9 protein-coding genes are annotated in these 14,253 nt (G+C 34.8%); 3 read left to right on the top strand and 6 right to left on the bottom strand.

Features of this window, described 5'->3' with window-relative positions; translation table 11 throughout:
• The first annotated feature begins 72 nt into the window (after positions 1–72).
• Positions 73–285, top strand: a complete 213-nt coding sequence (locus tag ACFIMU_RS00005; RefSeq protein ID WP_375610653.1) for a hypothetical protein — start codon at positions 73–75, stop codon at positions 283–285.
• Positions 286–294: 9 nt separating this feature from the next.
• Positions 295–1,338, top strand: coding sequence for a tyrosine-type recombinase/integrase (locus ACFIMU_RS00010; RefSeq protein ID WP_375696713.1), 1,044 nt, complete (start codon positions 295–297; stop codon positions 1,336–1,338).
• Positions 1,339–1,462: 124 nt separating this feature from the next.
• Here the strand turns inward: ACFIMU_RS00010 and ACFIMU_RS00015 are convergent, their stop codons facing one another.
• The 5 genes from ACFIMU_RS00015 to ACFIMU_RS00035 all read right to left on the bottom strand — a co-directional run bounded on the left by ACFIMU_RS00015 (position 1,463) and on the right by ACFIMU_RS00035 (position 8,549).
• Positions 1,463–1,822 (bottom strand): hypothetical protein, encoded by a 360-nt coding sequence (locus tag ACFIMU_RS00015; RefSeq protein WP_375606730.1) that lies wholly within the window; start codon positions 1,820–1,822, stop codon positions 1,463–1,465.
• 2,349 nt (positions 1,823–4,171) lie between these two features.
• Positions 4,172–4,960 carry an ABC-2 family transporter protein gene (locus ACFIMU_RS00020; RefSeq protein ID WP_375608634.1) on the bottom strand — a complete coding sequence of 263 codons (789 nt, stop codon included), beginning with the start codon at positions 4,958–4,960 and terminating at the stop codon, positions 4,172–4,174.
• Positions 4,944–5,768 (bottom strand): ABC-2 family transporter protein, encoded by an 825-nt coding sequence (locus ACFIMU_RS00025; RefSeq protein WP_375606697.1) that lies wholly within the window; start codon positions 5,766–5,768, stop codon positions 4,944–4,946. Before ACFIMU_RS00025 ends, ACFIMU_RS00020 begins: the two co-directional genes overlap by 17 nt.
• Complete coding sequence (locus ACFIMU_RS00030; protein WP_375606698.1) at positions 5,743–6,762, bottom strand: ATP-binding cassette domain-containing protein; 1,020 nt, start codon at positions 6,760–6,762, stop codon at positions 5,743–5,745. The genes ACFIMU_RS00025 and ACFIMU_RS00030 overlap by 26 nt, the downstream gene beginning before the upstream one ends.
• An 803-nt stretch (positions 6,763–7,565) precedes the next feature.
• Positions 7,566–8,549 carry an RluA family pseudouridine synthase gene (locus tag ACFIMU_RS00035; RefSeq protein WP_375608632.1) on the bottom strand — a complete coding sequence of 328 codons (984 nt, stop codon included), beginning with the start codon at positions 8,547–8,549 and terminating at the stop codon, positions 7,566–7,568.
• A gap of 219 nt (positions 8,550–8,768) precedes the next feature.
• Here ACFIMU_RS00035 and ACFIMU_RS00040 point away from each other — a divergent pair, with 219 nt between their 5' ends.
• Entirely contained in the window at positions 8,769–10,556 is a 1,788-nt protein-coding gene (locus ACFIMU_RS00040) for a glucan ABC transporter ATP-binding protein/ permease (protein ID WP_375696714.1), read from the top strand.
• 998 nt (positions 10,557–11,554) lie between these two features.
• On the opposite strand, the gene alaS is transcribed toward ACFIMU_RS00040, so the two are convergent.
• Positions 11,555–14,221 (bottom strand): alanine--tRNA ligase, encoded by a 2,667-nt coding sequence (gene alaS, locus ACFIMU_RS00045; RefSeq protein ID WP_375696715.1) that lies wholly within the window; start codon positions 14,219–14,221, stop codon positions 11,555–11,557.
• Positions 14,222–14,253 lie beyond the last annotated feature (32 nt).

The raw sequence follows: 14,253 nt of genomic DNA on the forward strand, positions 1-14,253 counted from the left end.
CCTTCCTAACACTTTCAAGTAATGCGTGATTCACGAAATGGGTGAATTGCGTCTCAATGTAGGAGAAAAGATATGGCACCTCGTAAAGCTATCATAACGCAAGCAGACATTGCACGAGCTTTAAGAGAAGCAAAAAAACAAAAATGCGAACTCATAGAAATCAAACCTACCGGTGAACTGCTTATCTATCTTAAAGCAGATATCCCATTACCAAACTCAACAGCACATCCTGATAAAATATGGAATTTATCTCGTGATGATTATGAATTTGATATCGTCTTATAGGTGATCACCATGCCAAAACCACGCCCCCCTCATCTCGTTAAACAAATTACTCAACATGGCAAAATTGTATGGTATGTACGTATTGGTCACGGCAAACGCATTAGAATACGCGGGACCTATGGAACGCAAGAGTTTGTTGATAACTACAAAAGCGCACTTGCCGAATTACAAGGGCTTATACTTCCTAAATCCAAAACCGGTAAACTTGTTGAAGGGTCATTTGCATGGCTGCTTAAACAGTATTTAAACAGCTCTAATTGGCATAGCCTCTCTACAGTTACAAAAAAGCAAAGAGAATACATCCTTATGAAGATATGCGATTCCGTAGGAGATATCCCATACCAAGCAATTAATAAGAAACATATCATAGCTGGAGTTGAACGGCGTAAAGAAACACCAGCAATGGCTAGAGAATTTCTGAAAGTACTTAATGGGCTTTTTAATTGGGCGATTGACCAAGGTCTTTTGGAAAACAATCCAACTTTAGGGGTCAAAAAACCTCCTCTAAAAAATAAAGGGGGCTTTCCTGTTTGGACAGAAGAAGATGTTGAGAAATATTATAAAAGATGGCCTCATGGTACCCATGAACGTGTTTGGATTGATATTCTTCTTTACACGGGGTTGCGCCGTGGTGATGCAGTTCGCATTGGCTGGAAAGATGTCAAAGACAATATTATTCATCTCAAAACAGAGAAAAGTAAATTCCAAACAGATGTTTTTCTCCCTATTTTACCGGAATTAGCCAAAACACTTGAAGCTGGTCCTATTGGTGAGGACACATTCATTTGTAGTAAACACGGGGGGAAAATACCTAAAGAAAGATTCGGAATTACATTTTATAATGCTTGTACCCAAGCAGGTATCAAAAAAACAGCCCATGGCTTAAGAAAATTAGCAGCAACACGCGCAGCTAATTCTGGTGCAACAGTATCACAACTCAAAGCAATTTTTGGCTGGACACATGATGCTATGGCATCTCTCTACACAAAGAGCGCAGATCGCAAAAAACTCGCTCTTGAAGCCATAAAAAAGCTTCAAAAAGATGGGGGATAGAGGAAAAAAAACGTAATAGAATCAGGATTCCTCAATTCCCCCATATTAGACATAACTATTTCATTTTACTTGCTGTTTAAATCCAATAACAGAATAATTCAAAGTTTATCAAGGATAATATCTTTTAATTCAAAGCCCATGAACTATGAGCAAAAGCATCGAATGTTCTTCCACCTGTCTCCCTGTTAGGACTCGGCGGCTTTCTAGTAAAGAAATATACAAAATATGCGATTAAAGCAAAAATCGCTGTCTCCATCCCCATTAACCCCGCAACTTTTTGGACGTTTTTCTCAGCCCCTTGTCCTCCAAACTGGCTAATAATCATACCAACAGCTTTAATAACTCTATTTTCTTGTGTCATTACAGAAATAAAACCAGCATTTTGAAATCTATCATTTAAAGAATCAGCATTGGCTCTTAAAATCTGTGAAAAGAAAATCGCTACTGCAACAAAACATACTATACAATGCTTGAATATTTTCATCATAACCACCTAATTACAATATTTAATAAAATAAATTTTCTTTACCGCCCCCTCTAAATAGAAAACATTCCGTTATCTATCAATAAAGTATATTTATCTTATTACAATAAAAATATAATACAAAATTTAATTAATAATTTTATTTAAATTGTTGTTTTTATATTATATTACACTTGTAATATATCCGTTACATGTTTATTTAAGAGTTGTCAATTATTTTATTTGTAATTTATACTATGTAATTTAATGATAAAAATAAATTTATTTTGTTGCTTTTTAGTTACACGCAATGTTTTTATTTTTTATATAATATAGTAAAATAAATATTTTTATAAAATAATTTTTTCTTAGTATAGATTAAGAAAAAATATTTGCCCCAGCTACAATTAGCGTAAACACCAGCTTAATTCTTTGATTGAAAAAGCTAAATTAAGTAAGATAAGGGATAACTTTGGTAAATGCGCCAAATCTAATGCCATAAGCTATTACACATTTCAACGATTTCACAGCCATACGTTTCTACAAAAACGTGGAATAATTTTAATAAAGTTCATTGTCTTCCACAATTATAACTTTCTAACATTAATATAATTCCACAACTTTAAGATAAAATAGAGAAATAAAAATGAATACACCTTCTTTCTAACCAAGATAAAATGATTAAAAATATAAATCATAAAAAATTTAATAATGTCCAATAAAAGCATTTTTGCACAAACCTTTGTAATGCTAATCGTTATACTTCTTCAGTTTATCAAAATGATAATCTAGAATAGCCGTAAAATGATGTGATCGTATATTTTTTGAGTTAATATGAAAAATTTTATGGATATTCAAATCAGCTCATGCCCCTTTTCATCTTAGAAAAGATATCAATCACGAAAATTAGCATAGATATATATTTTGGAAAAAATTTAAATAACGTTGATATGGATAGATTATTTGCTAGCAAACAATCTTCTCTATTAAATCAGAGTGTTCACTACTGTGATATTTTAATCTCAATCACGACAATACTTCAATAACAGTTTAAAATATAGATTCACTATAAGCTTAAAATAAAAATTTTGGAATTGATCATACATACAATGAATGAACCATAAAATACAAAAGTAATCATAACACTAGAAAATGAAAAAGCTTATCACTCTTGTTCACTATTCCTTCCTCTCTCATTTTTTCTGTGTTATTTTTAAAGTCTTGTAAAAATATGAATTACATGCAAAAAAATTAGCCCTTTGTAATCTCTACGCCATCAATCACATTAGTTTTATTAATGATAAGCAATAACATCTGTATAGCTCTAAGCTTAGAGAACAACACCAGATTAAAGTATCATTTTTATTTATTGTAAAAGAGGATGTAAAACTCCATTTTTCTCTTATCATTGTTAAGAAAAATTGAAAAATGAGCTTATTAATATTAAAAAAATAGAAAATAATTTTTTACAAAATAATATCTTATTTAATTACTGTTTAAAATAACCCATTTAAAATAATATAAATATATTATGTTTATATTGTATGTGTTTAAATTGTATATTTCTAATTAAATAATAATATTTATAATAACACTAAAATATTACATAATAAATATCTTTCTATTAAATAAAATCATAACATGAAATAATAAATTCACAATAAAATTAAGTATAATTCTCTTAGTTTACCAGTACAACAAATAAATATATTTAATTATGTTATTGAACTCAGTTGCATTACCATCGTTTTTGCCCGCTTTGCTTAGTGGATCCTTTTATTTCCAAGCAATTATTAACTGAATTTTGACTGCTCAGCATGCTGAAAAATCTCTATGTGATTGTTGTCTTGATAATTGCTATCATGTTGTTTGGCGAAGCTCTTAGCTTTCTATCGGGCAACTTAAAAGCTTTATTCTGTCAATTTTCTTATTGTTTAAGCAAAAACTCATCCACGTAATAATATATTGAATGTACCAACAAAATCCGCACGAATAACCACATTTTGCACATATAAAAATTACCCATCTTTGACAATTTTTTAGCATTATAAACGTAACAAAAATAAATTTTGCTCAGATGAGAAAACACTACTAATATTGTACACCATCTTACCATTGGCTTGTGTCATCAAGCAGCCATCTAAACTCAAACTAATCTAAAACCAAGAAATTTAATTCTCTGATTTTTATTGTAAATTCTTTGCTCATAGCTATAGAAATACAACTGATTTTATGCATGAATATGTCTAATAAAAATCCTCATGTGTAAATTTTACATGCCCTATACCACCAGCATAAATAACGATAATCTACGCTATAATAGAATTATTCACTCAATTTTTTATTTTTATAATCATGATGATTTTTATATCATCCCCCTAATCCATTAAATTTAATAATTGTTTTCTTATAGATTATGAAAGTCATGACTATAGAAAGAAAAGTGCTCGACAGAAGATATCCAATATTCCATTCGCCTTTACCAAGTAACAGGGATACAGGAAAAGAAGCAGAAAAAGCCATGGGAAGCATAAACAAAAGCCATTTTACAATGCTTGAGGGATAAATTCCTATTGGTACAAATGAAAGCTCGTAAATCATTTCATGAAAATATTCGACAGGCATCTTACGGCTAATAATAAATGTCACAAAATTAAACATCATGAAAAAACAAATATTGACGATAAAAACACAAAATATTGCAACAATAAAAGAGATCCATCTGAGCTTAAGATCATACATATCCGGTAATGATACGAACAAATAGGCACTAACATAAAGAACAAATAGCTTTATCAGATTAAGTGGTTTGCACCAACCAAACAACATCAACAACCAGATTGAAACAGGCTTTATCAAGTAGGGTTCAATTTTACCATCTGCTACTTTTTCAAAAAACGTTTCAATAGAATGAGTAAAAATATTCAAAAATATCCCAAGTAAAACAAAGACAACAAAGATAAAATGAATTTCATCTCTGCTATAGTTACCAATCTTTCCTGAAAAAGAAGATATTCTATCAATAAATATGAATTGAATAAAATAATAGCATAGAGAAAGAATAAACTCCCCAGCCAAATTCTTACCATAAACAATCTGTCGGCAGATATTCAGGCTGATAAAATGAAGGATTATTTTCATCTCAACCGCCCGCTCCATAATACATCTTCATTCCTTTATTCCAAGCAATATGAATTAAGCATAAAAGACACAAAATATAAGCAAAACTTCCGAAAAAAAACTGCTGAAACAACGCTAAATTTTGCGTCGCGAAAAACTCGGCAGGAGCTGATATCATGAAACGATAAGGATTAAATTGCATGAGCGGAATAAGCCACACCGGCCAAAAAGATGGTGGTAAAAGAACACCCCCAAGAAGCGCTGAACTGAGAATACTGAAAGAGAGTAATATATTGTACTCAATCACCCAAAAACTTAATAAGGCAATCCCGAAAGAGAGTAAAAAACAAAGCAATTGTGATAGAATAACAACCAGAAAAAAGAACAGAAAAGAGATGACCAATCCCAGAATATTTTCATAGGATAAAACAAGCTTTGCAACAAAAAGAGCCAATAACGGAATGCAATATAATACACTCTCTCCTAAAAAAGTAAAAAGTATTTGTGTCATATAACTAAAGGGTTTTGTGAGATAGACTTCTAATTGACCTTCCCTAACATGATGAGAAAAAAACTTAATCACATTATAACCATTATTTAAACGTCCTAAGACTAAAGCAAAAGCATAATAATACATCATATCATGAAAGCTAAAGCCATTTATGGTGTTTCCCATATCAGAGAAAAGTGCATTCCATAATAGAAGTTGAATAATAAATGGCGAAAGTGTCCCAATGACAATATCAGTAAAAAACATGGCTCTATCACTTAGAATAGAGAGTAATCCATTCCTTGCATAAAAAAACATGCCAAAACAATAATTAAATAAATTCTTTAAATTTAACACGGAGCATCTCCTCAAATGAGGGAGTGGACACAGAAAACGTACAGTTGAATTTAGTTGTCATTTCCCGTATGAAATGCGAATAATCTCCACGAGGTAACGAAATTTCCAATGAACATTCTTCATTGTTCAGTTTTTTATTTTTTAAAGGAGCGGACAATTTTAACGAAAGTTCATCCATTCTCTTTACAACAGCATAAAGCGCCTGCAAGTGTTCACAAAAAAATGTCACTTTCACCAAAGAAGGAAGCATATTTTTAAATGCATCAATATCACCGTAAAAGTGTTTGTTTCCTTTATGCAAGAGAAGAATATCATCAACGTAACCATCAATATCCCCCATATCATGACTTGTGATGATGTATCCCATCCCTCGCTCTCTTTTAAGTTTTGTAAGTAGCTCCCTAATTTCATGCTTAGAAGTAATATCAAGACCAATAGTTGGTTCATCTAGGAACAATAATTTAGGTCTAAAAGATAAATTAAATGCCAATTCACTTTTGACTCTCTCACCCAAACTCAGCATTCGCACTGGCTTGTCCATGATATGCGCAATACCAAGCAACTCTGCAATCTCTTTAAGGTCGCGGATAAAAGAGGTTCGTTCAATACCATATAAGGGTTGCACCATATCCAAACTGTAACGTAGAGGTAAATCCCACCATAAACAACTCTTATGACCAAAGACCACACCCAACTGTCTAAACAGATCTTTCTTGGTTTTATACGGATTAAATCCCAAGACTTTAACACTTCCCTTATCAACGAATTGTATACCAGCAAGTATTTTAATCAGTGTTGATTTACCTGCCCCGTTAGCTCCGAGGATAGCAAGAGATTGTCCTGAAAAAAGGGTAAAACTGATATCTTTCAGCACGTGATAATTCGTATATACTGGCTTAAAAAGAGAAAGCACTCTGTTTTTGAAAGAAGTTCCTCTGTCCATGCTACGGTATATTTTTGAGACGTTATTAACGTCAATCAATAATGATCCCATCAGTCACTCCTCATTTCAACTTATCCCCTCTTGGAATGTTCCCATAATCTTTGAATATCTGTTTTTTCACTGGAAAAAACGACCATGTTCTCCCCCTCCTAAAGAGCAATAAACGCACCTAAAGCTTTAATCTCCAATTTTTGGTATAGCATATTTCTTCAATCTGATGCATTCACTGAAATAAAGCATTAAGAATGCTAAAAGTTGTTTCTTCTTTTACGAAAGAAAATCTTTCGAACAAATTCAGATAAATAAAGTAAGTAGAAAAATAATTGATCATCGAAAGGAGAGCTTTGTTAATAAATCTTCATGGTGTAAGCAAAGGTACAAATAGTAAATCTATCATAAGTATATCAAATCACATTGATAACAAAACAAACCTCCTTAACAACAGGATTTTTTTGAGAGGCTACTTTTCCTCAGCATTACTATAAAATGCCTCCTTTATCTCCCATGAAAAATTAAAAAGCGCCTTTACACATTTCAGCAAATATCCTTCAGATTTTATCTCATTCATCTTCCTCAACAGACACGCCTCCCCAATATACAGCCCTACAGATAAATTCAAAGGAGCAGCTTCATCAACTCAGATTATTAAACGATACACCTTATCTAGAGATAATAATACAATCAATATGGATAAAGAACTGTAGAAAGAAAATTTATGATATTTCAAAATTCATCACTCAAAAACACCATTTTCTCATAGCGATTACTAAAGCTCTCTTCAAATGAAGCCCTATCCATCTCATCAAATTTATAGACAAAATTTTTACCAATCAAAAAGGATAAACGAAGCTTTTTTACTCTGTTTCAGCATCACTCTCATTAAAAGACAAAAGATTGAAACTTTGAACCATATGAGGTGGTAAAGGTGCAACAATGTCCAATATTCCTCCTGAAGGATGAGGAATACGAATACGACGTGCATGAAGATGAAGACGATTTTGAATTCCTCCTGGTAATGTCCAATTACTATCAGAAAAAAAATATTTTGAATCGCCAATGATAGGATGATCCATATGGGCAGCATGAACACGAAGCTGATGTGTTCTCCCTGTATAGGGTTCCATTTCAAGCCACGAAAGAGCCCGCCCTCGCGTATCTAAAACGCGATAGTAGGAAACCGCATGATGTGAATCTGGCTCCCCATGTTCACAAACACGCATTTTGTCACCTTGTGCAGTCATTTCCTTAACCATCCACGTTGAAATTTTATCCTGCTTTTTTTTAGGTACGCCCCGAACCAACGCCCAATAAGTCTTTTTTGTTTCTCGCGCTCTAAAAGCAGCTGTTAAGGACTGAGCAGCTCCCCTTGATCGCGCAACAATAAGCACACCCGACGTCTCACGATCAAGACGATGAACCAAACGCGGCTTTTCACCTTTTTTATTGCGCCATACCTCAAGCATACTATCCATATGACGTGTTAAACCAGAGCCTCCTTGTACAGCCAACCCAGCTGGTTTATTAAAAACAAATACCTTTGGATCTTCATAAAGCAGCATTTTTTTCAAAACGGTCCCATCATCCTGCCCATGAAGTGTTTTATCCGTTATTGAAAGATTTTCTTTGTCATTAATAGGGAGAGGTGGAATACGGACAGCCTGTCCCATACAAAGACGCGTATCGGCTTTAACACGTCCACCATCAACCCGTATCTGACCAGAACGCAACAGTTTTTGCAAGACTCCAAAACCAAGTCCTGGATAATGCACTTTAAACCAGCGATCTAAGCGCATTCCATTTTCATCAGCCTCAACTTTTTTTATTTCTACGCCTGCCATGAAAGTTCCCTTGCCTGATAATTTTATTGATCTATTTTTGCGCCTTTATAAGCACAAATATAAACACAAAAATTCATATTTTAGTTGGCTTTATCACACCATATTACAGTTAGTATCCAAAATTGCCTTTTCTTAACGTCCAAATTTTATTAGCTAAAAATTAAGCGTTATAAAAAAATCAATACCTTTACGCTTAACAGCGAATGGAGATAATTAACAGTGTCCTTATTCAAAACCTATGCACGTGTTCTCACTTACCTAAACAGAGAAAAAAATGCATCCCTTTTAATCTGTACCGCTAATGTTATGTTAGCGATTATCACCATTGCAGAACCTATTTTATTTGGACGGGTTATCGATTCTATTACAGAAAAAGCAGGTATCATCTCTACTCTTGCCATTTGGGTTTGTTTTGGACTTTCACATATTATCGCTTATGTCCTTGTTGCTCGCGGTGCAGACCGCTTAGCCCATAGACGTCGCTTAACGGTTTTAACAGAATCTTTCGAACGTATCATTGCCATGCCGTTAATTTGGCATCAACAACGCGGAACATCTAACGCACTCCATACACTTTTGCGCGCTATAGATTCCATGTCAACCATATGGCTTGATTTTATGCGACAACATCTCTCAACGCTTGTCGCCTTATTGGTTCTCATCCCCATAGCCTTTAATATGAATTGGCGCCTTTCAATAGTCTTGGTTGTGCTTGCCATCATCTATGTATTAATTGCACGTTTAGTGATGCGAAAAACAAAAGACGGGCAAGCCGCTGTAGAATGCTATCATCATAACCTTTTTAAACATGTCAGTGATTCAATCTCTAATGTTTCCATTGTACAAAGTTATAACCGAATAAAAGAAGAAACTTTCATACTGCACCAACATACAAATGCTCTGCTTAAAGCACAAAATCCTGTTCTCAATTGGTGGGCGCTCGCCAGTGGCTTAAATCGAATGGCTTCAACGATTTCAATCGTTTGTGTTCTTCTCCTTGGAGCTTTTTTTGTTGCAAAAAGTCAACTACGAGTAGGTGACGTCGTTGCTTTTGTTGGATTTGCACAACTCATGATTAGCCGCCTAGACCAAATGAGCAATTTTATTCATTGTGCAATATCCTCACAAGCAAAACTGCAAGAGTTTTTTGAAATGGAAGACTCAACCTTTCATATCAACGAACCGCAGAATCTTCCCTCCCTCCAAAATGTTAAAGGCACCATACAATTTCATCACGTGACCTATAAATTTCCAAATTCTTCTCAAGGTGTTTTTGATATTTCTTTTGAGGTTAAAGCAGGACAAACTGTTGCGATTGTAGGACCAACAGGGGCTGGAAAAACAACGTTGATCAATTTGTTACAACGCGTATACGACCCTACCTTTGGGCATATCTCCATTGATGGAATAAATATATGCTCGATCAATCGCGAATCTTTACGCAAATCTCTAGCAACAGTATTTCAAGACTCAGGTCTTTTCAACCGTACTATTCATGACAATATTTCAATAGGAAAAGCGAGCGCAACGAATGAAGAACTTTATGAAGCAGCAAAAATAGCAGAAGCTCACGATTTTATTCTAAAAAAAGCTGATTATTATAACACAATGGTGGGCGAACGAGGATCTCAATTATCAGGTGGAGAAAAACAGCGACTAGCAATTGCACGCGCTGTTTTAAAAAATGCCCCTATTCTCATTCTAGATGAAGCAACAAGCGCTCTTGATGTTGAAACAGAAGCACGTGTCAAAAATGCCCTTGATTGCATAAGCCATAATCGCACCACTTTCATTATAGCACATCGCCTCTCAACAGTACGCAATGCTGATGTAGTACTCTTTCTAGAACATGGTCATTTAATTGAAAAAGGAAGCTTTCAAGAATTAATCGAGAGAGGCGGACGTTTTTCTCAATTCTTAAAAGCCAGTGGTTTAACAATCAAACCACCAGAAATAGAAGGAGAAAATGAAAACGTCATCCTCTTACATGAAGCCATAGCATCATAAAATTGATACTCTTCACAAATCTCATGTAAAAAATACCTCTTCAATACACCAAAAATACTTTATTGATACAAATAAAAAGGTTACTAAGAATATCACAATCCATTTTTGACGCGAGATCTTTGAAAAAAGATTAAAACCATTCCGCACTTTTTCTACTGTTGAAATTTTACTCGATTGGAACAAAATTATTGCCTATATCTTTGCATATTAATGAGTATACAATCGAATTTAAGGAAAATGCAAAGGTAAAAAAGCTTTCAATTTTACCATCTTCTTTTAACTCAGCTTTACAACTTTCAAAACTATCTAAAACAGTGTTTTTTTAATAATGGATATGACGTATTGCTTCACACTTTTGTTTATCATGTTTTTTGTAGAAGCCCCCCTCGCCAAGAACAAAATGTCATTGTGTTGTACATTCATCACGTGCTTTTTTAAGAAATATTTCTCAATACTCCTAAGCCTATTTTTCACAACAATTCTTGTGAATGATTTTGATTGATTCAATATACATAGATTTAAAATGAGAAAATCCTACGAATATTTGGAGCTCTTACTCAAGATATAAAAAATAAATTATCATTATAAATCAATGTATTGAGTAAATAGCATCATAATAAATCAGACATTAATATACCTCTTTAAATTTATGCGATATTCCTTTTTATAAAATAGGATAGAGATGTTTCTTTAAAAAGAATCTGTAAGAGCCACACAATGACTGCTCTTCTTCGTAAAAATATACTACAAAGCAAAGTGTAAAATGCTGCATAATCTTTCTTATTTTGAAAGGTAACTCCCGAAACTCTTGAAAAACATAAAATCAAATGAAACAGTGATGATAAAGATAAAAACTGTTTTTATCTTTACTGATTTTGTATAAGCCCCCATTACGCTATATCTGGATTTCAGCAAGACATCGGACAGATACTCGTGATACTTATACACCAATCCAACATAAAAATGTAAAAAACACCAATGAGAAAAGATTTTGCTTTTTAAATTTTTTCAAGAAAATCTTTTAGTGCTGCAAATGCCTCACCAGCCTTGTTACCCTCAGGACCACCAGCCTGCGCCATATCAGGACGACCACCACCACCTCGACCACCAAGCACAACTGAAAGAATACGAACGAGATCAACAGCATTCAACTTATCCGTTAAATCATCCGTAACGCCAACAACAGCACTGCCTTTTCCATCCTCCGAAACACTAATAAAAGCAACGACTCCAGACTCAATTTGTTTTTTTCCAGAATCGACGAATGCCTTAAGATCCCGTGGTAAAATATTTTTGACAATGCGTCCGAGAAAAGAAAGCCCATTAATGATGGTAATATCATCTTGACTACTTTCTGTTATACCACCACTCAACACCATTTTTTTGCGTACATCATTCAACTCTTTTTCAAGTTTACGACGATCATCAAGCAAAATTCGCACCCGTTCTTCTAAACCAGAAGAAGACGTTTTTAAAAGATCAGCGATCTCATGAATACGCTCATCTTGGCGACAAAGATAAAAACGTGCTTCTTGGCCAGTTAAGGCTTCAATACGACGTACTCCTGCTGAAACAGAACTTTCAGAAACAATATGGATCAAACCAATATCGCCTGTTCGCTCCACATGTGTGCCCCCACAAAGCTCTATTGACCAATGCTTTTTTAATCCCTCTTGGTGACACTGTTTCCCCATAGAAACAACGCGAACTTCATCACCATATTTTTCACCAAATAATGCCATGGCTCCTTTAGAAATGGCTTCATCCACGTCCATGAGATGCGTTACGACCTTACTATTTTGCAAAACAATCTCATTGGCTAAATCTTCTATTTTTTTCAATTCTTCCAAAGAAACAGACTTTGGATGAGAAAAATCAAAACGTAACCGATCTGGCGATACAAGAGAGCCCTTTTGAGTAACATGGTCCCCCAATATTTGCCGTAAAGCCTCGTGTAATAAATGGGTAGCAGAATGATTTGCACGAATTTTTTTACGACGAATACCATCAACGGTTAATTCTACACAATCAGACCTCGATGCCTGACCAGATTTTACTTCTCCAATATGGATAAAAACACCATCACCCTTTTTCTGAGTATCATGCACCTCAAAAACAAAATCTTCACCAGAAATGATACCGCTATCACCAATTTGCCCGCCAGATTCACCATAAAAAGGAGTCTGATTTACCACAAGAATAGCTTTTTGCCCCGAAGAAATATGATCAACAATTTTACCATCACACACAAGAGCTGTAAGAATGCCTTCAGCTTTTTCTGTTTCATAACCTAAAAATTCTGTCGCCCCTACCTTATCACGAACAGAAAACCAAATTGTCTCCGTTATAGCTTCACCAGAACCAGACCAATGAGCACGCGCTTCCTCTTTTTGGTGTTCCATCGCTTTATCAAAAGCATCAACATCAACAGATATTCCGCGACGCCGAAGCATATCTTGCGTCAAATCAAGCGGAAAACCATAGGTATCATAAAGCTTGAAAGCAACTTCACCATTTAAATGATCTCCCTCTTTAAGAAGACTACTCGCTTCATTTAACAAACCAAGTCCTCGTTCAAGTGTTTTACGAAAGCGTATTTCTTCTAACTTCAAAATTTCTGAAATCAAAGACTCAGCACGCACTAATTCAGGATAGGCTTGTCCCATTTCGCGAATTAAAGCAGGCAAAAGCCGCCACATTAAAGGCTCTTTAGCACCAAGAAGATGGGCATGACGCATAGCACGACGCATAATACGACGTAAAACATATCCTCTTCCTTCGTTGGAAGGAAGAACACCATCAGCAATCAAAAATGCGCACGAGCGAAGATGATCAGCAATGACACGATGGCTGGCAATAAAATCACCCTTTGCCTCAATCCCTGTAATTTCTTCTGAAGCAGCAATTAATGCACGAAAAAGATCAATGTCATAATTATCATGAACACCCTGTAAAACAGCAGCAATACGCTCTAACCCCATGCCTGTATCAATAGAAGGATGAGGTAAATCAACACGTTCTTCCTTGGAAATCTGCTCATACTGCATAAAAACAAGATTCCAAATCTCAATAAAGCGATCCCCATCTTCATGAGCACTTCCAGGAGGACCGCCCCATATTTCATCACCATGATCATAAAAAATCTCTGAACAAGGACCGCAGGGTCCTGTATCTCCCATCGCCCAAAAATTATCAGCCGTCGCAATACGGACAATTTTTTCATCTGGAAGACCTGAAATTTTACGCCACAGTTCAGCAGCAACATCATCACTCTGATAAACTGTCACCAACAGTTTATCTTTTGGCAGGCAAAATTCTTTTGTTAAAAGGTTCCATGACAAAAAAATGGCTTCTTCTTTGAAATAATCACCGAAAGAAAAATTACCCAGCATTTCAAAAAATGTATGATGGCGTGCCGTATAACCAACATTATCAAGATCATTATGCTTTCCACCCGCACGAACACATTTTTGTGCCGTTGTTGCCTGCTTATAAGGGGGCTTTTCAAGTCCAGTAAAAACATTTTTAAACTGCACCATTCCTGCATTTGTAAACATAAGTGTAGGATCATTACGTGGAACAAGTGAGCTAGAAGAAAGAACTTTATGCCCATTACGATGAAAATAATCCAAAAATGTTGACCGAATGTTATTAACACTATTCATATCGACACCTGCTCAATACAGTACAAAACCAT

This window comes from Bartonella sp. AC70YNML (genome assembly GCF_042196545.1).
Lineage (GTDB): Bacteria > Pseudomonadota > Alphaproteobacteria > Rhizobiales > Rhizobiaceae > Bartonella.

Excerpts from the sequence above, each read along its gene's own strand:
- ACFIMU_RS00030 (WP_375606698.1), bottom strand. The coding sequence starts at position 6,762 with ATGGGATCATTATTGATTGACGTTAATAACGTCTCAAAAATATACCGT.
- ACFIMU_RS00005 (WP_375610653.1), top strand. The coding sequence starts at position 73 with ATGGCACCTCGTAAAGCTATCATAACGCAAGCAGACATTGCACGAGCT.
- alaS (WP_375696715.1), bottom strand. The coding sequence starts at position 14,221 with ATGAATAGTGTTAATAACATTCGGTCAACATTTTTGGATTATTTTCAT.
- ACFIMU_RS00020 (WP_375608634.1), bottom strand. The coding sequence starts at position 4,960 with ATGGAGCGGGCGGTTGAGATGAAAATAATCCTTCATTTTATCAGCCTG.
- ACFIMU_RS00015 (WP_375606730.1), bottom strand. The coding sequence starts at position 1,822 with ATGAAAATATTCAAGCATTGTATAGTATGTTTTGTTGCAGTAGCGATT.
- ACFIMU_RS00010 (WP_375696713.1), top strand. The coding sequence starts at position 295 with ATGCCAAAACCACGCCCCCCTCATCTCGTTAAACAAATTACTCAACAT.
- ACFIMU_RS00035 (WP_375608632.1), bottom strand. The coding sequence starts at position 8,549 with ATGGCAGGCGTAGAAATAAAAAAAGTTGAGGCTGATGAAAATGGAATG.